This is a genomic window from Amycolatopsis granulosa (assembly GCF_011758745.1).
In the GTDB taxonomy this organism is placed as follows: Bacteria; Actinomycetota; Actinomycetes; order Mycobacteriales; family Pseudonocardiaceae; genus Amycolatopsis_E; species Amycolatopsis_E granulosa.
In genome coordinates, this window is record NZ_JAANOV010000001.1 from 1959705 (window position 1) to 1981626 (window position 21922).

The window sequence follows — 21922 nt, forward strand, 5'->3', positions numbered from 1 at the left end:
GATTCCCCCTTGAGAAACGGTCGGTATCTCCTGTGTAGACTACCTCCATAAGAAACGCAACGTGTTTTGGAGGGCGGGTGCCGGAGCCGAAGTCGAGGCGTCACGGGGCGGAACTGGAGTCGGCGATCCTGGACGCGACCTGGGCCGAACTCGTCGAAACCGGCTACGCGAAGCTCACCATCGAGGGCGTGGCAGCCCGCGCCGGCACCAGCAAACCGGTCATCTACCGGCGGTGGCCCGGCCGGGCCGAACTCGTCCTCGCCGCCTGGCAGCGGCGCGTGCCGAAAGAGGGTGACCTGCCCGACACCGGCGAACTCCGGTCCGACCTGCTCGCCCTGATGCACCGGCTGGTCCACCGGTTCGACGACACCCCGCGCGACGTCCTCGCCGGACTGATGGCCGAGACCTTCCGCGATCCGGAGGTGTTCGGCCTGCTGCTCAAGCAGGTCGCCGCCGCGCGGCAGCGGCCCACGTTCGAGATCCTGGTCCGCCGGGCGGTCGAGCGCGGCGAGATCCCGCCGGTGGAGCTCACGCCCCGGGTCGCGAACGTTCCCCTCGACCTGCTCCGCGGGATAGCGATCTTCCACCACCACGACGTCGACGAGCGGGTGATCACCGAGATCATCGACGAGGTCTTCCTGCCGTTGCTGCGCGGATTGGCGCGCCGATAGTCCGGCGGGAGGAATGTCCGGCCCGCCACCGGGGTATGCGGACACAGACGGCGACGAAAACGACAAGTGGCGGAGGCGGTGTCGGGGTCATGAACACCGCTGGGGAGGTCTCGATCCGGCAACGGCGGGCCGGTGGCTGCACCATCGCCGGTCTCACCGGACGGCTCGACGGCCGCAGCTACGGTGAACTGCGGGACGCCCTCATCCAGCTGACCCTGGACCAGCCGCGGGCGCTGATCGCCGAGATCGACGGTCTGGAAATCACCAGCGAGCCCGCGCTGACCGTGTTCTCGGCGGTCCGCACCCGCACGAACTCCTGGCCCGGCGTGCCGGTGCTGCTCGTCGCCCGCGATCGTGCGCGGCGCGCCATGGTCACCGCGAGCGCGGTCCACCGGTTCGTCCCGCTGCACTCGTGTGTCGAATCCGCGGTCGGCGCGGTCGCGGAACCACCGGTCCGCCGACGTCGGGGCGCCGGGTTCCCCCCGGTCGCCGCCAGCTCACCCGCCGCTCGCCGGTTCACGCAGGAGACCTGCCGCGAGTGGAACATCGGGCACCGGCAGGAGGACGCGCTGGGCATCGCCACCGAACTGGTCGAGAACGCGGTCACCCACGCCGGCAGCCCGCTGGAACTCCGGCTGGAGCTCCGCGACGGGCACCTGACCATCGCCGTCCGCGACGAGGACCCGCGGCCCGCGGTCCTGCGCCAGCAGCCGGGCGGCCGGCTTTCCGGTTACGGCCTGCAGGTGATCGCCGCGCTCTCCGACACCTGGGGCTGCGCACCGGCGCCGGGCGGGAAGATCGTCTGGGCGGTGCTCCGGGTCGGCCCGCGCCACCTCGCGCCGTTCCTGGTGCCGTAGCCGGATCAGGCGCCGAGCGCGTCGCCCAGCTCCTCGAACCGGGAGACGACCGCCGTCACGCCGGTGAGGTCGAGCACCCGGCACACCTGGGTGCCCCGCGGCGCGACCAGGCACAACTGACATCCCCGCGCGCACACGTCGAGCACCACCTGCACCCCGGCCGCGCTGAGGAACCCGACCCGGCTCAGGTCGAGCACGACCGGGCCGGGCTGCCCGGCGAGCGTCTCGGCCAGCCGGGGCGCCGTGCACAGGTCGATCTCGCCGGCCGCGCGCACCACCGACACCTCCGGACGGTGCTCGACGGCGAGCTCCAGCAGCCGCTCGGTGATCGGCGTGCACGGCTCGTCGGACACCAGGTTCGCCCCCTCGGCACGTGGTCGTGTCACCGGCCGGAACCGGACCACGATGCTAGCGCCATCCGCTCCCGCGTGCAGCCACGCGTTCACCGGAACGAGGGTCAGCGAGCGGTCGCCACGATCTTCGCGCTGCCCAGGACGAGATCACCCGCGGCGTCCGGCCGGTACAGCACCGCGACCTGCCCGGGTGCGACCCCGGTGAGCGGCTCGCGCAGCTGGATGCTCACCTGGTCGCCGTCGAGGTCGGCGACGGCCTCGGCGAGACCACCGTGCGCGCGCACCTGGACCACGCACTCGGTGGGACCGGCCAGCGGACGGGCCGGCCAGACCGGGCGATCGGCGCGGATCTCGCGGACGGTGAGCGCGTCGGCCGAGCCGACCTTGACGGTGCCGGATACCGGCTCCAGCGCCAGCACGTACCGCGGCTTGCCGTCCAGCACCGACCGGTCGATGCCCAGCCCCTTGCGCTGGCCGACGGTGAAGCCGTGCACGCCGGTGTGGCGGCCGAGCACGGCTCCGGTCTCGGCGTCCACCAGGTCACCCGGCCGCTGCCCCAGGCGCTTCGCCAGGAACTTCCTGGTGTCGCCGTCGGGGATGAAGCAGATGTCGTGGCTGTCCGGCTTGCGCGCCACGGCGAGGCCACGGCGTTCGGCCTCCGCCCGGATGTCCGGTTTGCGGGTGTCGCCGACCGGGAACATCGAGTGCCGCAGCTGCTGGGGGGTCAGCGAGGCCAGCACGTAGGACTGGTCCTTGTCCTCGTCCACCGCCCGGCGCAGCTCCGGTGCGCCGTCCACAATGGACAGGCGGGCGTAGTGGCCGGTGGCGACCGCGTCGAAGCCCAGCGCCATCGCCTTGTCCAGCAGCGCCTCGAACTTGATCTTCTCGTTGCAGGTGACGCACGGGTTGGGCGTGCGGCCGGCGGCGTACTCGCCGACGAAGGTCTCGATGACCTCCTCGGTGAACCGCTCGGCGAAGTCCCACACGTAGAACGGGATGCCGAGGATGTCCGCGGCGCGGCGCGCGTCGTGCGAGTCCTCGATCGTGCAGCACCCGCGCGAACCGGTGCGCAACGTGCCGGGCTTGGCCGACAGCGCCAGGTGCACGCCGACCACGTCGTGACCGGCCTCCACGGCGCGGGCCGCCGCCACGGCCGAGTCCACTCCCCCGCTCATCGCGGCCAGTACCCGCATCACACCTCCTGCTTGTTCTTGCGCAGCCCGGACAGGCCGGCCTGCCGCGCCCGCGCCACCACCGCGCCGATCTCCCGCGCCACCGCTGCCACGTCGTCGGGCGTGGACGTGTGGCCGAGCGAGAACCGCAGCGAGCCGCGGGCCGAAGCGGCGTCGGCACCCATCGCCAGCAGCACGTGACTGGGCTCCGCGACCCCGGCGGTGCACGCCGACCCGGTGGAGCACTCGATGCCCTTGGCGTCCAGCAGCATCAGCAGGCTGTCGCCCGCGCAGCCGGGGAACGTGAAGTGCGCGATACCGGGCAACCGGCCGTCACCGGTGGGCATGCCGTTGAGCACGGCATCGGGCACCTCGCGCCGGACCGCTTCGATCAACGCGTCCCGCAGGCCGCCGACCCGTTCGGCGTAGCGCGGCTGCTCACGCACCGCCTCCTCGACGGCCGTGGCGAACGCGCGGATGGCCGGGACGTCCAGGGTCCCGGAGCGGACGTCGCGCTCCTGACCGCCGCCGTGCAACAGCGGCACACACGCGACTTCACGTGACAGCACGAGCGCGCCGACGCCGTACGGACCACCGAGCTTGTGCCCGGTGAGGGTCAGCGCGGCCACGCCGCTGCCGGCGAAGTGCACGGGCACGGCGCCCACGGCCTGCACGGCGTCGGTGTGCAGCGGGATGTCGTGCTCGGCGCAGATCCCGGCGAGCTCGGTCATCGGGTTGACCGTGCCGACCTCGTTGTTCGCCCACATCACGGTGACCAGCGCCACGTCATCCGGATCGGCCTCGATGGCCTTGCGCAGCGTCTCCGGCAGCACGCGGCCGTGCTCGTCCACGTCGAGCCAGGTCACCTCGGCCCCGGCGTGGTCGGCCAGCCACTGCACCGCGTCGAGCACGGCGTGGTGCTCCACCGAGCCGGCCAGCACCCGGCAGCGGTTCGGGTCGGCGCCCTGGCGTGCCCAGAAGATGCCCTTGACCGCGAGGTTGTCGCTTTCCGTGCCGCCCGCGGTGAAGATGACCTCGGACGGGCGGGCGCCGAGCGCCTCGCCGATGACCTCCCGCGCCTCCTCGACGGCGCGCCGGGCGCGGCGGCCGGAGGAATGCAGCGAGGAGGCGTTGCCCACGGTGGACAGCGCCTCGCTCATCGCCGTGATGGCGGACGGCGACATCGGTGTGGTCGCCGCGTGGTCGAGATAGGTCATCGCCCCACCAGGGTAGACCGTGACGTGTCACCCGCGCCGGGGCCACCGCCGGGTGACCACGACGCCGAGCAGCGCGAGCCCGGCGAGCGTGAGCGCCAGCACACCGAGCGCCGGTGCGGGGTGGCCGGCCGAGGCGAGCAGACCGAGCAGCACACCGCCGAAACCGACGGTCAGCGCCGAGGTGACCCAGTCGCCCAGCTGCATCGCCGAGGTGTTGAACCCGCGCTCGTGCTCCGGCGAGAACCGCATCAACAGCACCGTGATCGACGGGTAGGCGATGCCCATGCCGGCCCCGGTGATCAGGCAGGCGACGAACGCGAGCCAGCCCGGGAACCACGGCTGCACGACGAACCCGAACAGCGCGACACCCGCCGCCACCATGCCGAACCCGGTACGCAGCAGCGTCTCGCGCGACCAGTCGGGGTGACGGCCCTGCACAGCCGAGGCCGCCGACCAGCTCAGCGCGCTCGCGGTCAGCGGGAGCCCGGCCAGCGCCGGGCTGTAGCCGTGCACCCTGGCCATCGCCAGCGGCAGGTACGCCTCCATCCCGGCGAACGCCCCGCCGAGCAGGGCGCGGGAGGCGACCACCGTGGGCAGGCCGGGACGCGCGGTGACCGTGCCCGGCGGGACGAGACGGCGCACCGCGAGGGCGAGCACGACCAGGCCGGCGGCGCCGTAGCCCAGCGCGCCCGGGCTGGGGTGCTGGGCGGCCCAGGTCAGCGCCGCCACCCCGGCTGCGGCACCGAGGGCCACGACGAAGCCCGCCCGGCGCTGTTCCGGCGCGGCGACGTGGGTGAGCCGGCGGGCGACCGGGACCAGCATGGCGAGCCCGAGCACGGCGAGCGGGGCGAGACCGAGGAACACCCAGCGCCAGCCGAGGTGCTCGGTGACCAGCCCGGCGACGGTCGGGCCGACGACGGCCGGGAGCACCCACGCCGCCGCGTTCGCCGCGTAGATCACCGGCCGTTCGCGATCGGTGTAGACGAGCGCGATGAGCAACGCGACGGCGACGAGGACGGTGCCCGAGCCGAGGCCCTGCAGGACCCGCCCGGCGAGCAGGAGGGTCATGCTCGGCGCGGTGCCGGCGACGACGAGGCCCGCGAGGAACAACGCGGGCCCGGCGAGCATCGGGACCGCGGGCCCGCGCCGGTCGCAGAACCGGCCGGACAGCACGGTCGACACCACACTGGCCACCAGGAACGCGGTGAACGGCCAGGCGTAGAGCCGCTGCCCGTCCAGCTCGGCCACCATGGTGGGCATCGCGGTCGCGACACCCATGTTCTCGAAGGCGATCAGGGTGACGACCAGGAGGCTTGCCACGGTGGTCGTCCGGTGCTCGGCCGTCCACAGCACTCCCGGCCGCCGGCTTTCGACGATCATCGGCTCAGACAAACACCTCAAGTGCGGTCGAGGTCAAGGACGAACGGTGAGCCGGCCAGGGGCCACGCGGGTTCAGGTGCGCGCGTAGCGCGGTGCGGGCAGCCGCCGTGTCTGGGCCGGGACGGTGACGTTGCCCAGCGCCGCCTGCACGGCCGCCTCCGCCAGCGCGGCCAGTTCCCGCCGGTCGCCCGCCCGCCCGGGCGCGATCTCCCCGCACACGGTCACCTCCAGCACCAGCCCGCGCAGCGCGGCGACCCGCTTCAGCGAGCCGATCAGCGACTCCGGCCCGATGAACGCCGGCTGCGTCGTCTCGCGGCCGTCGGCGAGGCGGTAGCGCAGCGCGAGCGGGCGCACCGGGACACCGGCGTCGAGTGCGGCCTGGAAGGCCGCCGGGCGGAACCGGCCGGACGCCCGGCCGCACCAGGTGGTGCCTTCCGGTGTGACGTTCACCAGCGAGCCGCCGCGCAACGCCGACGCCAGCTCGGTGACGGTCGCCGGCAACGTGGACAGCCGTTCCCGGTCCAGGAAGATGCTGCCGCCGCGGGCGACGAGTGTGCCGAGCACCGGCCAGCCCGCGATCTCCCGCTTCGCCAGCGCGCGCATGGGCCGCACGGCGCCGATCGCGACGATGTCCAGCCACGAGATGTGGTTGTTCACCACGAGGGCCCCGCGCCCGCTGCCGTCGAGCGGCTCGCCGCGGACGACCAGCCGCACGCCGAACGCCCGCAGCACGCCGCGGAACACCAGGCGCGCCAACGGTTCGCGCGACCGCGGCACGAACAGCACCGGCAGCGCCGCGAACGCCAGCAGCACCACGGTGATCGCGGCGGCGAAGCGCAGCGCCCGCCGCGGCCGGCCGACCACCGGGGCGCCCGGGGTCAGGCACCCGGCACCGCACGGCGAAACCGGCATCCAGGGGTGGCTCATGCCTGGTTCCCGAGGAAGAACTTGAGGTAGCGCTCGTCGAGCTGCTGCAGGTCGAGCAGCGTGAAGAAGTCGGCCACGCCGAAGTCCGGGTCGTGGGCGGCCGGCCCGCACACCTTCGCGCCGAGGCGGGTGTAGCCCTTGATCAGCGGCGGCAGCACCGACCGGGACGGCCGCGGGATGTCCGCGTCCCGCCACGGGTTCAGCGGCGTCACGCGCTGCGAGCCGGGTGCGTAGTGCTTGGCGCGCAGGACATCCCACACCCCGGCGGCGTAGGAACCACCGTCGGTGAGCGGCACCGACGCGCAGCCGCCGAGGTAGCGGTGCCCGGACAACAGCATGTAGCGCCCGATCCCGGCCCACACCAGGCTCACCACCGCGCCCGTGCGGTGGTCGGGGTGCACGCACGACCGGCCGGTCTCGACCAGGGAACCGCGGATGCCGGCGAGGCCGGACAGGTCGAACTCGGTCTCGGCGTAGAGGCGCCCGGCCTGCCGCGCGCGGTCCGGCGGGAGCATCCGGTAGGTGCCCACGATGTCGCCGGTGTTGTCGTCGCGGACCACCAGGTGGTCGCAGAACTCGTCGAACTCGTCGGCGTCCAGGCCCGGCGCGGAATGCAGCCGGGCCCCCATCTCCTCGGCGAAGACCCGGTAGCGGAGCCGCTGGGCGGCGACGACCTCGTCATTGTCGTAGGCGACGAGGAGGGAGTAGCGGGCAGCGCCCTCGGGCGACTGGCCGTCCTGGCTGTCGGTGCTGACGAGCAACTGGGACCGCGTCATACCTGTAGGTGTACCGGCGGGAAGGAAACCGCCAGGAGGGTCATCGCGTGTCCACCTCGTGCACGTTCGGTGAACCACCGGTTCTCAGGGTTCTCTCAGCAATCGCACGTGATCTTGCTCAAGTCATGAGATCCACCCGATCGGGGTACGTCGGCTCGGGACGTGATGCCGACCGGAAGTGAGAGGGATGTCCGGCGACTGGTTGCGGAGCGTGGTGGCGCTCGGAGTGGCGGCGGTGGTGTTCGGCCTGTTCCTGGCCGTCGAGTACGTGCTGCGGCGGGTCCTGCGCCGGCTCGGTCGGCGCGCGGTCGTGCTCGGCGAGCTCGCCGTGCACATCCACCGGCCGCTGCGCTGGTTCGGCGCGATGGTCGTCCTGCGCATCACCGTGCTCGTCGCCCTGCCCACCGGCTCGTGGCGCGACGTCACCTCGCACGTGCTGACGCTGGCCGTGATCGGGACCGGGGCATGGCTGCTCGCCGGGGTGCTGACCGCGATCGAGCAGACGATGCTCAACCGCTGGCGCGTCGACGTCGCCGACAACCGGCACGCGCGCCGCATGCAGACGCAGATCCGGCTGGTGCGGCGCGTGATCGTGGCCGCGATCGCGGTGCTCGCGCTGGGCGCGATGCTGATGACCTTCCCCGGGCTGCGCACGGCGGGCACCAGCCTGCTCGCCTCCGCCGGGGTCATCGGCGCGATCGCGGCGCTGGCCGCGCAATCCTTGCTGGGCAACGTGTTCGCCGGGCTGCAGATCGCGTTCAGCGACGCGATCCAGCTGGACGACGTGGTGATCGTGGAGAAGGAGTGGGGCCGCGTCGAGGACATCACGCTGACCTACCTGGTGGTGCACCTGTGGGACGACCGGCGCCTGGTGATCCCGACCGCCCAGTTCATGTCGCAGCCGTTCGAGAACTGGACCCGGCGCGACGCCGCCCTGCTCGGCACGGTGGAGCTGGACGTGGACTGGACCATGCCGGTCGACCAGATGCGTGAGGAGCTGCGGCGGATCGTGGAGTTGACCGACCTGTGGGACGGCCGGGTGAGCGTGTTGCAGGTGACGGACGCGACGCACACGCTGGTGCGGGTGCGCGCGCTGGTGAGCGCGGTGGACGCGCCGACCCTGTGGGACCTGCGATGCCTGGTGCGGGAACGGCTGGTGCACTGGGTCCGCGGCAAGCACCCCTACGCGGTGCCGCGGCTGCGGGCCGAGCAGGTGCCGGCCACTCCGGCCCACCGGGTCGAGGAGCAGCCCTCCGGCCACGACGCCCGGGTGTTCGGCGACAGCGTCGACGGCGTGGTGCGCGAGCACGCGTTCAACGGGCCGGGGAAAGCCTGACGCCGTGGCCACACGGACCGCGGGCCCGCGAACGCCGGAGGGCCACCGCCGGATGCCGGCGATGGCCCTCGGGCAGTGCGCGAGACGTCAGCTCTTGCGCTTGGTGACCTCTTCGGTCAGCTGCGGCGCGACGTTGAACAGGTCGCCCACGACACCGAAGTCGGCGATCTCGAAGATCGGCGCCTCCGGGTCCTTGTTGACCGCGACGATCGTCTTCGACGTCTGCATGCCGGCCCGGTGCTGGATCGCACCGGAGATGCCCAGCGCGACGTACAGCTGCGGCGAGACCGTCTTGCCGGTCTGGCCGACCTGGAACTGCGCCGGGTAGTAGCCGGAGTCGACCGCGGCGCGCGAGGCACCGACCGCGGCGCCGAGCGAGTCGGCCAGCTTCTCCACGACCTCGAACTTCTCGGCCGAACCGACACCGCGGCCACCGGACACCACGATGGTCGCCTCGGTCAGCTCGGGCCGGTCACCGCCCACGACCGGCTCGACGCCGGTGATCTTCGCGGACTTGGCGGCGTCCACCGCGGGCAGCTCGACGGCCTCCTCCGCCGCCGCGCCCTCGGCCTGCGCGGCCTCGACCGCACCGGGCCGCACCGAGATGATCGGCAGCCCCTGGGCCTTGGACTTCACCGAGTACGCGCCACCGAAGATGGACTGCTCCACGGTGCCGTCGGAGTTCACGCCGACCGCGTCGTAGACCAGGCCACCGCCGACGCGGATCGCCAGCCGCCCGGCGACCTCCTTGCCCTCGGCGGACGCGGTGACGAGCACCGCCGCCGGGGAGGTCTGCTCGACCAGCTTGGCCAGCGCGTCGACCTTCGGCGTTACCAGGTAGTTCGCCGCGTCCTCGGACTCGGCCACGTACACCTTCTGCGCGCCGTAGGCGCCCAGCTGCTCCTTGAACTTGCCGGCGGTGCCCGGGGCACCGACGACGACGGCCGACGGCTCGCCCAGCTCGCGGGCGGCGGTGAGCGCTTCCAGCGTGGTCTTCTTCAGCTCGCCGTTCAGGTGGTCGACGAGAACCAGAACTTCAGCCATTGCTCCGTTGCTCCTGCCTCAGATGATCTTCTGGCCGACCAGGTACTCGGCGATCTTGACGCCGCCGTCGCCCTCGTCCTCGACGCGCTCACCCGCGGTGCGCGGGGGCTTCGGCGCCGCTTCGACCACAGTGGACAGCGCGCTGCCCAGGCCGACCGCGCCCGCGTCCACACCGAGATCGGCGATCGTCAGGGTCTCGACCGGCTTCTTCTTCGCGGCCATGATGCCCTTGAAGGACGGGTACCGCGGCTCGTTGATCTTCTCGGTGACGCTGACCACCGCGGGCAGGCTCGCCTCGAGGTGGGTCAGGCCGTCGTCGGTCTCCCGGTCCGCCTTGACGGTGCCGCCCTCGACCGTCAGCGACCGCACCTGGGTCAGCTGCGGCAGGCCGAGCAGCTCGGCCAGCATCGCGGGGACCGCACCGGCGCGGCCGTCGGAGGCCTCGTTGCCGGCGATGACCAGGTCGAAGCCCTCGACCTTGCCGACGGCGGCGGCGAGCACCTTGGCGGTGGCCACGGCGTCGGAGCCGTGCAGTGCCTCGTCGGAGACGTGGATGGCCTTGTCCGCGCCCATGGACAGGGCCTTGCGGATGGCGTCGGTGGCACGGTCCGGGCCGACCGAGATCACGGTGACCTCGCCCTCGCCGGCTTCTTTGATCTTCAGCGCCTCCTCGACGGCCTTCTCGTTGATCTCGTCGAGCACGGCGTCCGCGGATTCGCGGTCAAGCGTGTGGTCACCGTCGGAGAGCTTGCGTTCCGAATAGGTGTCCGGTACCTGCTTGACCAGGACAACGATGTTCGTCATTGGTCCCCTTCGACCTCCCTGAACCAGCCTTACTGGTCGGTAGCGTAGGGAGATTTCACTGTCCTGGCGCCCCGAGGTGACGGCATTCACCCGGAATCCCGATTTACCGGGACGATCGTTCAGCTTTATCTCCGACCACCTCAGGCTACCCGGGCGCCGCCCGGGGCAGACGGGTTACCCGGGTGGCGCTTTCCGTCTAACCTCACTTCCCGTGTCCCACGTCGCCATCGTCACCGACTCGACCGCATCCATCCCGGAGCAGCTCCGCAGGCAGTGGGACATCACCGTGATCCAGCTCCAGCTGCAGGTCGGGGACCACGCCGACGCGGAGAACCGCTTCGACCGCGGCGCTCTCGCGGCGGCCCTGCGGGCCGGTCGGCGGATCAGCACCAATCCCCCGGACCCCGGGGCGTTCTTCTGGGCCTACCAGGAGGCCGCGAGCGCCGGGGCGAGCGCCGTGGTCAGCCTGCACATCTCGCAGCGCATGTCCGGCACCCTGCAGGCCGCGCAGGAGGCGGCCCGGCAGGCGCAGATCCCGGTCCACGCGGTGGACAGCGGCACGACCGGGATGAGCCTGGGGTTCGCGGTGCTGTCCGCGGCCAGGGCCGCCGCCGCGGGCGGGCGGGTCGAGCGCGTGCTCGAGGCGGCGCACCGCCGGTTTTCCACCAGCAGCGAGCTGGTCTACGTCGACACGCTGGAGTACCTGCGCCGCGGCGGCCGCATCGGCAGCGCGGCGGCACTGCTGGGCAGCGCGCTGTCGATCAAGCCGCTGCTCACCGTGCGCGGCGGTGAGGTGGCCCCGCTGACCCGGGCGGCCGGCAGCAGGCGGGCACTCGCGAAGCTGGTCGACCTGGCCGCCGAGCGGGCCGGGAACCGTCCCGCCGACCTGGCCATCTCGTGCTTCCGCCCCAGTGATCGCGAGCTGACGCTGGTGCAGCGGCTGCGGGAACGGATCCCCAATCTCAAGGAGCTGAGCATCGTCGAGGCCAGCACCGTGATCGGTGCGCACGTCGGCCCGGGTGCGCTGAGCATCACGGTCTCCGCGGGGTAGCCGCGGAACCGGCGGGGTAACCGGTTCGTTGACCCGGTGACGAAACCGGCAAATCGCCCAGGAGGACGGCCATGGCTTCGCTGTTCGGCAAGATCGCCCGCTTCGCCAACTCGCCGCAGGGCCGGCGTGCCATCGAGCAGGCGAAGGAGTTCGCGAACGACCCGCGGCGCCGCGCCCAGGCGAAGTCCGCGCTGGACAAGCTCAAGGCCCGGGTGAACGGACGTGGTCCCCGGCCGCGCTGACCTTCCTCCGCATTACCACCCAGTAGGGTCGCCGGGGTGAGCACGTCACGCGCCGAAGCACTGCACCTGACCGGGGAACGCACCGTTCCCGGCGTCGCCGAGGAGAACTACTGGTTCCGGCGGCACGAGGCTGCCTACCACGCGCTGCTGCCGTGGTGCGCGGACGCGGTGGTCCTGGAGGCCGGCTGCGGTGAGGGCTACGGCGCCGGGCTGATCGCGACGGCGGCGGAAGCCGTGCTCGCACTCGACTACGACCAGCCGACGATCGAGCACGCCGCCCGGCGCTATCCCCACGTGCGGACGGCGCGGGCGAACCTGGTGCACCTGCCGGTGCGCGACGCCTCGGTGGACGTGGTCGTCAACTTCCAGGTCATCGAACACCTGTGGGACCAGGGCGCGTTCCTCGCCGAATGCCGGCGGGTGCTGCGGCCGGGTGGCCGGCTGCTGGTGACGACGCCGAACCGGCTCACGTTCACGCCGGACAGCGACACGCCGCTGAACCCGTTCCACACCAGGGAACTCGCGCCGGCCGAGCTGCATTCGCTGTTGCGCGAGGCGGGGTTCGCCGTCGAGCTGATGCACGGGCTGCACCACGGTCCGGGGGTCCGGGCACTGGACGCCCGTTACGGCGGGTCGCTCATCGACGCCCAGCTGGAGGTCGTGATGGGCCACCTGCCCGGACGGGCTCCGTGGCCGCCGGAGCTGCTCGCCGACATCGCATCGATCGGGGCAGCGGATTTCGAGATCCACGGTGCGCGCCTGGACGAGAGCCTGGACCTGGTCGCGGTGGCGGTGCGGCCGTGACCGGCGAGGGCACGTTCTGCCTGGTGCTGCACAGCCATCTGCCGTGGCTACCGCACCACGGGTCGTGGCCGGTCGGCGAGGAGTGGCTGTACCAGGCGTGGGCGCACTCGTACCTGCCGGTGGCGGACCTGTTGCACCGGTTCGCGTCCGAGGGCAGGCGGGACGTGCTGACGCTGGGTGTGACGCCGGTGCTCGCGGCGCAACTGGACGATCCGTACGCGTTGCGGGCGTTTCACGAGTGGCTCGGGCACTGGCAGCTGCGGACGGTGCAGGCGGGCACCTTGTGGCGTGCCGACCCCTTGCTGCGTGAGCTGGCCGCGGTGGAGTACCGCACGGCGACGCGGTCGTTGGCTGACTTCGAAACCCGGTGGCGGCACGGCTTTTCCCCGTTGCTCCGGTCGCTTGTGGACTCGGACGTGATCGAGCTGCTGGGCGGCCCGTACGCGCATCCGTTCCAGCCGTTGCTGGAACCGCGGATCCGGTCGTTCTTCCTGCGGGGCGGCCTGGCGGACACCGCGTTGCGCATCGGGCACCGGCCGGCCGGGATCTGGGCGCCGGAGTGCGGTTACGCGCCGGGCATGGAGAGCGGCTACGCGGCCGCCGGGGTGCAGCGGTTCCTGGTGGACGGTCCGGCGCTGCACGGGGACACCGCGTTCGCCCGGCCGGTGGGTTCGTCGGACGTGCTGTGCTTCGGGCGGGACCTCGACGTCACCTACCGGGTGTGGTCGCCGCGCGCGGGCTATCCGGGACACGCGCACTACCGGGATTTCCACACGTGGGCGCACGAGGTCGGGTTGAAACCGTCGCGGGTGACGGGCAAGCAGGTGGAGCCGGCGGACAAGGCACCCTACGACCCGGCGCTGGCGGCGGACACGGTGCGCACCCACGTGAAGGACTTCGTCGAGACCGTGGTGTCGAGGCTGCGCACGTTGCGCTCGGCGCACGGCCGGGAAGCGATGGTGGTGGCGGCCTACGACACCGAGTTGTTCGGCCACTGGTGGCACGAGGGCCCGGCGTGGCTGGAAGGCGTGCTGCGCGCGCTGCCGGAGGCGGGGGTGCGGGTGACCACCCTGCGAGGCGCGGTGGAGGCCGGGCTCCTCGGAGCGCCGGTGGAGCTGCCCGCGTCGTCGTGGGGGTCGGGCAAGGACTGGCGCGTCTGGGACGGCGAACAGGTGGCCGACATGGTGGCCGACAACGCGGCGTTGCAGCAGCGGTTGCTGGCGCTGCCCCGCCCGGACGTGCGCGACCGGGTGGCGGACTGGGCCGTCGGCGAGGCGATGATGGCCCTGTCGAGCGACTGGGCGTTCATGGTGACGAAGGACAGCGCGGCGGACTACGCCCGCCGCCGGGCCGCCGTGCACACGTCCCGCTTCGACGAGCTGGCCGGCTGGATCGGCCGCGGCCCCGTGCCGGCGGCCGTGGAGCGATGGGCGCGTCAGGACAATCCCTTCGGCCAGCTGGACGCGCGCCTGCTCTGACACACGCCTGCTCTGACGGAAGCCGCGGAACTGCCGCCGCCCGCCAGCCGCCCGCGCACCGCCCGGCCGTGGCCGGTCGCGGCCGGGCAGGTTCGTCGGGCCGGACAGCCTCGGCACGCCCGCGCACCCGGCCACCTGCCCACGCCAGGCGAGCCACCCCAGCACCTCCGCGCAGCAAGCGACTTCCCCGCCACGGCAACGCATCCCCGCCACCTCCGCGCAGTCAGCCCCCTCCGCACCCCAGGGCAACACACCCTCCGCTCGCCCAGCCGCCTCCCCACGCCACGGCCACCCACCCTCGCACCTCCGCGTCCGGCCACCTGCCACGCCAGGTGCGCGCCGCACAAGCGTCACCGCTCGGTCACCGCACCACCCGCGGCGCCGACCGTGCGCCCACCGCTCGACACCCGCGCAGCCACACCGCCACCAGCCATCCCCTCGCCACTCGGTGTCCCGGCACCATCACCAGCCACCACGGCGCCGACGTCCACTCGCCCAAGTTGTGATCGACATCACGCCCGTCCACGTGGGTCGTTCAGGTGGTTCTGTTCTTAGTTGACCAGTGAGTAACCTCCTGGCATGCGCGTGCTGATGCTGTCCTGGGAGTACCCGCCCGTCGTGGTCGGCGGGCTCGCTCGCCATGTGCACGCGCTCGCCCGGCACCTCGCCCGGGACGGGCACGAGGTCGTGGTGCTCTCCCGCCACCCGGCCGGCACCGACGCCCACACGCATCCCACGACGGACCTCGTGGTCGAGGGCGTGCGGGTGATCCGGGTGGCCGAGGATCCGATGCACGTGACGTTCGAGCGCGACCTGGTGGCGTGGACGCTGGCGATGGGCCACGCCATGGTCCGCGCCGGGCTCGAGCTGGCGCGCACATGGCAGCCGGACGTCGTCCATGCCCACGACTGGCTGGTGGCGCACCCGGCGATCAGCCTGGCCGGCACCCTGCGCCGGCCACTGGTGGGGACGGTCCACGCCACCGAAGCCGGCCGGCATTCCGGGTGGTTGTCGCAACCGCTCAACCAGCAGGTGCACTCCGTGGAGTGGTGGCTGGCGAACCGGTCGGACGCGCTGATCACCTGCTCGCAGGCGATGCGCGCCGAGGTCGCGAAGCTGTTCGACGTCTCCGCGGACGAGATCACGGTCATCCACAACGGCATCGAGGAACGGGGCTGGCAGGTCGCGGCGGACGAGGTCGCCCGGGCGCGGGAGAAGTACGTGCCGCGCGGTGAGCCGTTGCTGTTGTTCTTCGGGCGCCTGGAGTGGGAGAAGGGGGTCCAGGACCTGATCGCGGCGCTGCCGAAGATCCGGCGGGCGCATCGCGGGACGCGGCTGGTCGTCGCCGGGCGGGGACGGCACCTGGACGAGCTGGTCAAGCAGGTGCGGCGGATGCGGATGCAGCACGCGGTGGAGTTCGCCGGGCATCTGCGCGACCGCGAGTTGCGCGCGGTGCTGGCGGCGGCCGACGCCGTGGTGCTGCCCAGCCGGTACGAGCCGTTCGGGATCGTCGCACTCGAAGCGGCAGCCGCGCGGGCACCACTGGTGGCTTCGACGGCCGGCGGGCTGGGCGAGGTCGTCGTCGACGGTGTCACCGGATTGTCGTTCTCGCCAGGTGATGTGGCCGCGCTGACGACGGCGGTGAACTCGGTGCTCCGCGATCGCGACGCCGCGGCGAGCCGGGCCCGCACCGCACAGGCCCGCCTCGCCGACGACTTCGACTGGGCCCGGATCGCCGCGACGACCGTGGAGGTCTACCGGCGGGCGCGGGTCCGCGATCACGGTGAGCTCGGCCGGCCCAAGATCCCGACGGGCAACGTGCTCAACCCGGAACCACCGCAAGCCCCCGCGCCCAGGGAGGCCCCTGCGGCACTGAACACCCCGGCGGCACTAAGCACCTCGGCAGCACGGAACACCTCCGCGGCGCGGAAGAGGGTGCCGCAGGGAAGTCCAGCGGGGACACGCAAGTCCGCGCGCTGACCGTTCCACCGTCCAGCCGCGGCCGGCGCCCGGATCACCCGCCCGCCGGCCGCCGCGTTCCGGCCTCACTGGTCCGTACCGATCCCGCGCCGCTCAGAACACCGGCAGCGAACGGCCCCGTTCGGAATCCGGGCGGGGACCGAAGATGCGGCGCTCGGACTCGGCGATGGGCACGTCGTTGATGCTGGCCTCGCGGCGGCGCATCAGGCCGTTGTCGGTGAACTCCCAGAGTTCGTTGCCGTAACTCCGCCACCACTGGCCGGCGGCGTCGTGGCATTCGTACTGGAAGCGGACGGCGATGCGGTTGCCGCGGAAGCCCCAGAGCTCCTTGCGCAGCGCGTAGTCGAGCTCGCGTTCCCACTTGCCGCGCAGGAACTCGACGATGGCGTCGCGGCCGACGACGTGCTGATCACGGTTGCGCCAGACCGAATCGACCGTGTAGGCGAGCGCGACCTTTTCCGGGTCCCTCGTGTTCCACGCGTCCTCGGCGGCTTGGACCTTCTGGGCGGCGGTGTCCTCGTCGAACGGCGGGAACGGCGGGCGGTCGGACATGACGGCTCCTCACGACAGGTGGAGAACGATCGTTCTCCGTTCGTGCGATACGATAGAGAACGAACGTTCTCCACACAAGGACCGGGTGTGATGGACCACGACGAGGCACGGACCAAGCTGCTCGACGCGGCGGAAGCGCTGTTTTATGCGCGTGGAATTCAGGCGGTGGGCATGGACGCGATCCGCGCGGCGTCCGGTGTGTCGCTGAAGCGGCTGTACCAGTGTTTCCCGGCGAAGGGTGATCTGGTCGAGGCATACCTGCGCCGCCGGGACGAGCGGTGGCGGAAGTCGCTGACGGAGTACGTGGAGGCCCGGCCGCCGGACGAGCGGGTGCCGGCGGTGTTCGACTGGCTTCGGCGGTGGTTCAGCGAGGACGGGTTCCGGGGGTGCGGGTTCATCAACTCCTTCGGCGAGCTGGGCGAAGCGGCGCCCGGTGTCGTGGCGGTGGTGCGGGAGCACAAGGATCTGCTGCGGGACTACCTGCGAGCACTTGCTGGTTCCGAGGCGCTGGGCGACCAGATCTTCGCGCTGGTGGAGGGCGCGACCGTGATCGCCGGAATCACCGGCGACCCGGCCGCGGCCGACAGCAGCAAGACGGCGGCGGAGACCCTGCTGCGGACGGCTTCCTAGCGCGGCGCCAGCCGGATCCCGCGCCGGTGTGCCACCGGAGTAGCTGCACCGAATCGGGGACAGCCGGCCGACCGAGCGGCCCAACCAGTCGGCGTCAATCCCACCGGAGCGTTCGGCCGCCCACCGGGGAACGCCAGCCGAGCGAGTGCATGAGTCAGCGCCAACCGGGCCCAGCCATCCGGTGGGGGCCGGCCGGGCCGGCCGCCACCGACCGAAAGCCCTGCCGGGTTGGCCACCGATCCAGGCAACCCCGGCCGTGACGGCCACCATCCGAAGCAGCCCCGCTCAGTTCGCCGGTGCCCGCAGCCTGCCCGGCCAGTCCGACTACCCAAGCCAGCCCCGCCAGGCCGACCACAAACCGAACCAGCCCGGCCCGGTTCGGCCAGTGAACGAGGTGACCAAGCCGGCTGGACCACCCCACTGACCACCTGGCAGCCCGACCAGGCGGCCGGCGGAACCGGCCAGGCGGACGCCGCTCCCACGCTGCCGCAAGGAAGACCGGGCAGTAAGCAGGAGACCGCGCCCGCACACCCGCAAGACACCACCAGTCCGCGCGCAACCCAATCCCGCAAGAACCCCGAGACCATGGGCAGTGCGACCGGAAGTGGCAGGAGCCACGGCAGCGCTGGTGTGGCTGCCGCAGGGTCCAGACCTGGGCGCCGCAGGGTTAAGGCAGCACCTCCGGCGGGGTCAGCTGCGCTTGCAGTTCGTCGTGATAGGAGCCAACGCGGGCGTAGACTCCGGGCTTCCCCGGTTCGGCACAGCCCTCACCCCAGGAGACGACTCCGATGAGGTGTCCGCCGGCCACCAGAGGACCTCCGGAGTCACCCTGGCAGGTGTCCACCCCACCCTGGGGAAACCCCGCGCACACCATCGCCGTGGGGACGTATTGCGAGTACGCCTTCGCGCAATAATCGTCGCTCGTGATGGGGACCGTGGCCTTCAGCAGGACGTCCGACGAGTCGCCCATCGGCGCCGTGTTGCCCCACCCCAGGATCGTCGCGTCCGTGCCCGCCTGGTAGCCGGGATCGTCCTTCGTGGCCATCGGCAGCGGCTGCCCGGACGCGGGCTGTGTCAAGGACAGCATGGCCACGTCGTAGCCCTTCGTGGCGTCCCTGAACTTCGGGTGCACCCAGACGCGGGACACAGTGGACACCGTGCCGTCACGTCCACTGAGGCGCGTCCGACCGCTCACGACCCGCAGGGCGGACGGGCTTTCCCCTTGTGCGCAGTGCGCCGCCGTCAGCACCTTGTCCGGCGCGACCAGGGTGCCACCGCAGAACTGGAGGCCGGTGGGATCGGTCAGCGCCACGATGAACGGGTAGTCGGCGATGTTCGCGGGTGCGCCACCCACGACCCCCGGCTCCGCCTGTGCGGCCGGCGCGAAGGCACACGCGGCGACCACGGCCGCCAGCACGGCCATCGAACGGGTGAAACGGCGGACGACAGGGATCATGACCAGCTCCTTCGGCACCCCTGGATCAACATTGCTGCACTCCAGGATTGCGCTTCGAGCCGGTTCTACACATCTACCGAAAGACAGAAATTTCCTGGCACAAGTCGGGCCCGGTAGGCGGAGCATACCTACCGGGCCCGAGTGTCCGCGCTGTCCGGCCACAGCCAGCGCGAGCCGGCTTTCCCCGTCAGGAGAGGGAAAACCGGAGTCCCTCTACACCAGATCGGTCAGATAACGCGCGTACGCACCGGTGGTGAGGAAGTTCGGCAGCTTCTCGCCGAGAGCCGTCTCGACGAAGATCGCCCGCGCGTCGTCCAGTTTGGCCTCCGCACCCAGGTCGGCGCGGATCCCCGCGAGCTCCTCGTCCAGCATGGACCGCACCAGCTCCGGGGTGACCGCGGTGCCGTCGTCGAGCTTCGTGCCGTTGCGGATCCACTGCCACACCTGCGCCCGCGCGATCTCCGCGGTCGCCGCGTCCTCCATCAGGTTGAAGATCGCCGCGGCTCCCGTCCCCCGGAGCCACGAGTCCACATAGCGCAGAGCGACGTTGATGTTGGACCGCAGACCCTTCTCGGTGACTTCGCCACCCGCACCAGCGACGTTCAGCAGATCCGCGGCGGTCACCGAGACGTCCTCACGCAGCCGGCCGAGCTGGTTCGGCCACCCGCCCAGCACCTCGTCGAAGACCTCGCGGCAGACCGGCACCAGGCCGGGGTGCGCGACCCACGAGCCGTCGAACCCGTCGTGCGCCTCGCGCTCCTTGTCCTGCCGGACCTGCTCGAACGCCAGCGCGTTCGCCTCCGGGTCCTTGCTCGGGATGAAGGCCGCCATGCCCCCGATGGCATGCGCACCGCGCTTGTGGCAGGTCTGGACCAGCAGCTCGGTGTACGCACGCATGAACGGCGCGGTCATCGTCACCTGGGCGCGGTCGGGCAGGACGAAGTCCGCGCCCGCATCGCCGAAGTTCTTGATGATGCTGAAGATGTAGTCCCAGCGCCCGGCGTTCAGGCCGGCCGCGTGCTCCCGCAGCTCGTAGAGGATCTCGTCCATCTCGAAGGCCGCGGTGATCGTCTCGATCAGGACGGTCGCCCTGATCGTGCCCTGCGGGATGCCCAGTTCCTGCTGCGCGAAGCGGAACACGTCGTTCCACAGCCGCGCCTCCAGGTGGTTCTCCAGCTTGGGCAGGTAGAAGTACGGCCCGCTGCCCCGCGCCAGCAGCTGGCGCGCGTTGTGGAACAGGTAGAGCCCGAAGTCCACGAGGCTGGCCGAGACCGGCCGGCCGTCGATGCGCAGGTGCTTTTCGACCAGGTGCCAGCCCCGCGGCCGGACCACGATGGTTGCCGGGTTGTCACCGATGGTGTAGCGCTTGCCCGACTCGGTGGTGAAGTCGATGTTGCGCCGGATGGCGTCGTACAGGTTCAGCTGCCCGCCGATGACGTTCGGCCAGGTCGGCGAGGTCGCGTCCTCGAAGTCGGCCAGCCACACCTTCGCGCCGGAGTTCAGCGCGTTCACGGTCATCTTGCGGTCGGTCGGGCCGGTGATCTCCACGCGGCGGTCCTCCAGGCCGGGCGCCGCGGGCGCCACCTGCCAGGAGTCGTCGTTGCGGATCCACCGGGTCTCCGGGCGGAAGTCGAGGGGCTCCTCGCCGCTGGCGAGCTTCTCCCGCCGCAGCCGCCGCTCGTCGAGCAGTTCGCACCGCCGTCCCGCGAACTCGTTGTCCAGCTGCGCGATGAAGGCCAGCGCCGCCGGGGTGAGGATCTCGTCGTACCGCTCGCCGGCCGGGCCGGCGACCTCGATCTGCGAGGTGAACCTGTGAGACATGGCAAGCCTTCCTGGAGGGGCCGCGAGCGGCCAGGGCGAGCGCACCCTGGCCGCTCGCGACTCTTTCTAGAACTGGGCTTCTTCGGTGGAACCGGTGAGCGCGGTGGTCGAGCTCTCCGGGTTCAGCGCGGTGCTGACCAGGTCGAACCAGCCGGTGCCGACCTCGCGCTGGTGCTTCGTGGCGGTGTAGCCGCGCTCCTCCGAAGCGAACTCGCGCTCCTGCAGGTCGACGTAGGCGGTCATGCCCTCCCGGGCGTAGCCGTGCGCCAGGTCGAACATCGAGTAGTTCAGGGCGTGGAAGCCGGCCAGCGTGATGAACTGGAACTTGTAGCCCATGTGGCCCAGCTCCCGCTGGAACTTCGCGATGGTCGCGTCGTCGAGGTGCTTGCGCCAGTTGAACGACGGCGAGCAGTTGTAGGCGAGCATCTGGTCCGGGTACTTCGCCTTGATCGCCTCGGCGTACTGGCGGGCGACCTCGAGGTCCGGCGTGGAGGTCTCCATCCACAGCAGGTCGGCGTACTCGGCGTAGGCCAGGCCGCGGTCGATGCACGGCTCGATGCCGTTGCGGACCTTGTAGAAGCCCTCGGAGGTGCGCTCACCGGTGATGTACTTCTGGTCGCGCTCGTCCACGTCGCTGGTGATCAGCGTGGCGGCCTGCGCGTCGGTGCGGGCGACGACCAGGGTCGGCACGTTCAGCACGTCCGCGGCCAGGCGAGCCGCGTTCAGCGTGCGCTCGTGCTGCTTGGTCGGGATGAGCACCTTGCCGCCGAGGTGGCCGCACTTCTTCTCGGACGCGAGCTGGTCCTCCCAGTGCACGCCCGCGGCGCCGGCGGCGATCATGCCCTTCATCAGCTCGAACGCGTTCAGCGGGCCACCGAAGCCGGCCTCGGCGTCGGCGACGATCGGCGCATACCAGTCGATGTCGTTGTTGCCCTCGGCCCAGTTGATCTGGTCGGCGCGGCCGAGCGCGTTGTTGATGCGGCGGACGACGGCGGGCACCGAGTTGGCCGGGTACAGGCTCTGGTCCGGGTAGGTCTGCCCGGCGAGGTTCGCGTCGGCCGCGACCTGCCAGCCGGACAGGTAGATGGCCTTGAGGCCGGCCCGCACCTGCTGAACCGCCTGGTTACCGGTCAGGGCGCCGAGCGCGTGGATGTAGTCCTCGCTGTGCAGCAGCTTCCAGAGCTTCTCCGCGCCGCGGCGGGCGAGCGTGTGCTCCTCGACGACGCTACCGCGCAGCTTCACCACGTCGGCTGCGCTGTAGGAGCGCTTGACGCCCTTCCACCGCGGGTTGGTCGCCCACTCCTGCTCCAGCTTCGCGGCTTCCTGCTGCAACTCGTTGGGCTGCTCTGCCATGGGAGTTCTCCACCTTTG

At 71.7% G+C, this 21922-nt stretch carries 20 protein-coding genes and 1 pseudogene; 9 read left to right on the plus strand and 12 right to left on the minus strand.

What is annotated here, in order from left to right:
* Positions 1 to 77 precede the first annotated feature (77 nt).
* Complete coding sequence (locus tag FHX45_RS09395; RefSeq protein ID WP_167098830.1) at positions 78 to 671, plus strand: TetR/AcrR family transcriptional regulator C-terminal ligand-binding domain-containing protein; 594 nt, start codon at positions 78 to 80, stop codon at positions 669 to 671.
* Positions 672 to 760: 89 nt separating this feature from the next.
* Positions 761 to 1528, plus strand: a complete 768-nt coding sequence (locus FHX45_RS09400; RefSeq protein ID WP_167098832.1) for an ATP-binding protein — start codon at positions 761 to 763, stop codon at positions 1526 to 1528.
* A 5-nt stretch (positions 1529 to 1533) separates the two neighbouring features.
* On the opposite strand, the gene FHX45_RS09405 is transcribed toward FHX45_RS09400, so the two are convergent.
* The 6 genes from FHX45_RS09405 to FHX45_RS09430 all read right to left on the minus strand — a co-directional run bounded on the left by FHX45_RS09405 (position 1534) and on the right by FHX45_RS09430 (position 7353).
* On the minus strand, positions 1534 to 1914 hold the full coding sequence (locus tag FHX45_RS09405) for an STAS domain-containing protein (RefSeq protein ID WP_341771409.1): 381 nt from the start codon (positions 1912 to 1914) through the stop codon (positions 1534 to 1536).
* A 71-nt stretch (positions 1915 to 1985) separates the two neighbouring features.
* Complete coding sequence (gene mnmA / locus FHX45_RS09410) at positions 1986 to 3074, minus strand: tRNA 2-thiouridine(34) synthase MnmA (protein WP_167098834.1); 1089 nt, start codon at positions 3072 to 3074, stop codon at positions 1986 to 1988.
* The gene (locus FHX45_RS09415) at positions 3074 to 4270 is read right to left on the minus strand and encodes a cysteine desulfurase family protein (protein WP_167098836.1); all 1197 of its coding nucleotides are present in this window, start codon (positions 4268 to 4270) and stop codon (positions 3074 to 3076) included. The genes mnmA and FHX45_RS09415 overlap by 1 nt, the downstream gene beginning before the upstream one ends.
* 27 nt (positions 4271 to 4297) lie before the next feature.
* Entirely contained in the window at positions 4298 to 5650 is a 1353-nt protein-coding gene (locus tag FHX45_RS09420) for an MFS transporter (RefSeq protein ID WP_167098838.1), read from the minus strand.
* A 72-nt stretch (positions 5651 to 5722) separates the two neighbouring features.
* On the minus strand, positions 5723 to 6577 hold the full coding sequence (locus FHX45_RS09425; protein WP_167098841.1) for a lysophospholipid acyltransferase family protein: 855 nt from the start codon (positions 6575 to 6577) through the stop codon (positions 5723 to 5725).
* Positions 6574 to 7353, minus strand: a complete 780-nt coding sequence (locus FHX45_RS09430) for a GNAT family N-acetyltransferase (RefSeq protein WP_167098842.1) — start codon at positions 7351 to 7353, stop codon at positions 6574 to 6576. Before FHX45_RS09430 ends, FHX45_RS09425 begins: the two co-directional genes overlap by 4 nt.
* Before the next feature lie 187 nt (positions 7354 to 7540).
* On the opposite strand from FHX45_RS09430, the gene FHX45_RS09435 reads away from it, so the two are divergent.
* Positions 7541 to 8689, plus strand: a complete 1149-nt coding sequence (locus FHX45_RS09435) for a mechanosensitive ion channel family protein (protein WP_167098844.1) — start codon at positions 7541 to 7543, stop codon at positions 8687 to 8689.
* Between the two features lie 87 nt (positions 8690 to 8776).
* Here FHX45_RS09435 and FHX45_RS09440 read toward each other — a convergent pair whose 3' ends face one another.
* Positions 8777 to 9733: an electron transfer flavoprotein subunit alpha/FixB family protein gene (locus FHX45_RS09440; RefSeq protein WP_167098847.1), complete on the minus strand. Its 957-nt coding sequence runs from the start codon at positions 9731 to 9733 to the stop codon at positions 8777 to 8779.
* 18 nt (positions 9734 to 9751) lie between these two features.
* Positions 9752 to 10537, minus strand: a complete 786-nt coding sequence (locus tag FHX45_RS09445) for an electron transfer flavoprotein subunit beta/FixA family protein (RefSeq protein ID WP_167098850.1) — start codon at positions 10535 to 10537, stop codon at positions 9752 to 9754.
* Positions 10538 to 10748: 211 nt separating this feature from the next.
* On the opposite strand from FHX45_RS09445, the gene FHX45_RS09450 reads away from it, so the two are divergent.
* From FHX45_RS09450 to FHX45_RS09470, 5 genes and pseudogenes are all read left to right on the plus strand, one after another.
* Positions 10749 to 11588, plus strand: coding sequence for a DegV family protein (locus tag FHX45_RS09450; protein ID WP_167098853.1), 840 nt, complete (start codon positions 10749 to 10751; stop codon positions 11586 to 11588).
* A 71-nt stretch (positions 11589 to 11659) separates the two neighbouring features.
* Entirely contained in the window at positions 11660 to 11830 is a 171-nt protein-coding gene (locus FHX45_RS09455; protein WP_167098856.1) for a hypothetical protein, read from the plus strand.
* Positions 11831 to 11866: 36 nt separating this feature from the next.
* Positions 11867 to 12634 (plus strand): methyltransferase domain-containing protein, encoded by a 768-nt coding sequence (locus FHX45_RS09460; protein ID WP_167098859.1) that lies wholly within the window; start codon positions 11867 to 11869, stop codon positions 12632 to 12634.
* On the plus strand, positions 12631 to 14112 hold the full coding sequence (locus tag FHX45_RS09465; protein WP_167098862.1) for a 1,4-alpha-glucan branching protein domain-containing protein: 1482 nt from the start codon (positions 12631 to 12633) through the stop codon (positions 14110 to 14112). The genes FHX45_RS09460 and FHX45_RS09465 overlap by 4 nt, the downstream gene beginning before the upstream one ends.
* Before the next feature lie 579 nt (positions 14113 to 14691).
* Positions 14692 to 15942: pseudogene (locus FHX45_RS09470) on the plus strand (glycosyltransferase family 4 protein); the annotation flags it as partial.
* Positions 15943 to 16185: 243 nt separating this feature from the next.
* On the opposite strand, the gene FHX45_RS09475 reads toward FHX45_RS09470, so the two are convergent.
* Complete coding sequence (locus tag FHX45_RS09475; RefSeq protein WP_167098868.1) at positions 16186 to 16644, minus strand: nuclear transport factor 2 family protein; 459 nt, start codon at positions 16642 to 16644, stop codon at positions 16186 to 16188.
* A 90-nt stretch (positions 16645 to 16734) separates the two neighbouring features.
* Here FHX45_RS09475 and FHX45_RS09480 point away from each other — a divergent pair, with 90 nt between their 5' ends.
* Entirely contained in the window at positions 16735 to 17274 is a 540-nt protein-coding gene (locus FHX45_RS09480) for a TetR/AcrR family transcriptional regulator (protein ID WP_167098871.1), read from the plus strand.
* 667 nt (positions 17275 to 17941) lie between these two features.
* Here FHX45_RS09480 and FHX45_RS09485 read toward each other — a convergent pair.
* The 3 genes from FHX45_RS09485 to aceA form a co-directional block, all read right to left on the minus strand.
* Positions 17942 to 18730, minus strand: coding sequence for a S1 family peptidase (locus FHX45_RS09485; RefSeq protein ID WP_167098874.1), 789 nt, complete (start codon positions 18728 to 18730; stop codon positions 17942 to 17944).
* A gap of 213 nt (positions 18731 to 18943) precedes the next feature.
* The gene (gene aceB, locus FHX45_RS09490) at positions 18944 to 20551 is read right to left on the minus strand and encodes a malate synthase A (protein WP_167098877.1); all 1608 of its coding nucleotides are present in this window, start codon (positions 20549 to 20551) and stop codon (positions 18944 to 18946) included.
* 66 nt (positions 20552 to 20617) lie between these two features.
* Positions 20618 to 21904 carry an isocitrate lyase gene (aceA, locus tag FHX45_RS09495; RefSeq protein ID WP_167098880.1) on the minus strand — a complete coding sequence of 429 codons (1287 nt, stop codon included), beginning with the start codon at positions 21902 to 21904 and terminating at the stop codon, positions 20618 to 20620.
* Between the last annotated feature and the right edge of the window lie 18 nt (positions 21905 to 21922).